The sequence below is a fragment of the Eggerthella sp. genome (assembly GCF_048329335.1).
Taxonomy (GTDB): Bacteria; Actinomycetota; Coriobacteriia; order Coriobacteriales; family Eggerthellaceae; genus Eggerthella; species Eggerthella lenta.
Genome location: NZ_DBFEGU010000192.1, coordinates 1 through 1,168, shown reverse-complemented (window position 1 = coordinate 1,168; position 1,168 = coordinate 1). Strand labels below are relative to the sequence as shown.

The following is a 1,168-nucleotide window of genomic DNA, read 5'->3' as shown; positions in this document are numbered from 1 at the left end:
GTTCTAGGTCTACGTTGAATTGGTCTTTGACGGTTGTTTGGATGTGGCGGATGAGTTCGTCGACATCGGCGGCGGTGGCGTGGTCGGCGTTGACGATGAAGCCGCAGTGCTTTTCGCTCACCTGCGCGCCGCCAATGGCGTGTCCTCGCAGGCCGGCGTCCATGATGAGCTTGCCGGCAAAGTGGCCCTCGGGGCGCTTGAAGGTGGAGCCGGCACTCGGCATGTCGAGCGGCTGCTTGTCCTCGCGGCGCTGGCGGTAGTCGTCCATGTCGGCCTTGATCATCGCGGCGTTGCCCGGGGCGAGATTGAAAGTGGCCGAAAGCACGATGAAACCGTCGTCGGCAATGCGGCTCTTGCGATAGCCCAGGTTGAGCTCATCGACATCGAACTCGATAATGCTGCCGCTACCGCGGGTGCCGTCGTCGAGCATGCGTGCGGGCTTGTAGACGCGCACGGACTCCAGCACATCGGCCATGCAAGCGCCGTATGCTCCGGCGTTCATGTAGCAGGCACCGCCGACCGATCCGGGAATGCCCGAGATGGGCTCCATGCCGGTAAGGCCGGCCTCGGCTGCCGCGGCTGCGACATCGGAAAGCAAGGCGCCGGCTGCCGCCGTGACGTGCGTGCCGTCGACCGTAATGTCGGAGAGGCCCTCGCCCAGCGCTACAACGACGCCGCGGATGCCCTTGTCGCCGACGAGCAAGTCGGAGCCGTTGCCCACGATGGTGAGTGGTAGATTGCAGCGATAGCAGGTATCGAGCGTGGCGACGAGGCCCTGCTCAGTATCGGGCGTGACAAAGACGTCGGCCGGACCGCCGATCTTAAACGTGGTGTGCTCGCGCATGGGCTCGCTCATCAGCACGTTGTCCTCGCCGGCAACGCCAGCGAGCGCGCACAGCAGGTCCTCGTTAAAAAAATCGTTCTCGTGCATACGGATATCCGCCTTTTGGTGGTCGTTGTCATCAATCGATTGCAATATACCCCACCCGGACGGATTTGGTGCGCTGGCGGCGATAAAACAGCCGTCCACCGGATTGGTAAAGTGTTTATCACCGAGGTAGAGGGGTAGTCGCTATACTTTCAAGAGATTGCGCGTAAACCCGGAAGGAGCGAGATGGCCAACAAAGTCACCCTCAAGCAGATCGCCCAGGAGGTGGGGCTTTCCCCC

At 62.0% G+C, this 1,168-nt stretch carries 1 protein-coding gene; it reads right to left on the bottom strand.

The window, feature by feature from the left end; genetic code table 11:
* Nucleotides 1-931: UDP-N-acetylmuramate dehydrogenase (gene murB / locus ACMO6A_RS06395; protein ID WP_418470925.1), on the bottom strand; the 931-nt coding region annotated here is incomplete at its 3' end.
* Nucleotides 932-1,168: the final 237 nt, after the last annotated feature.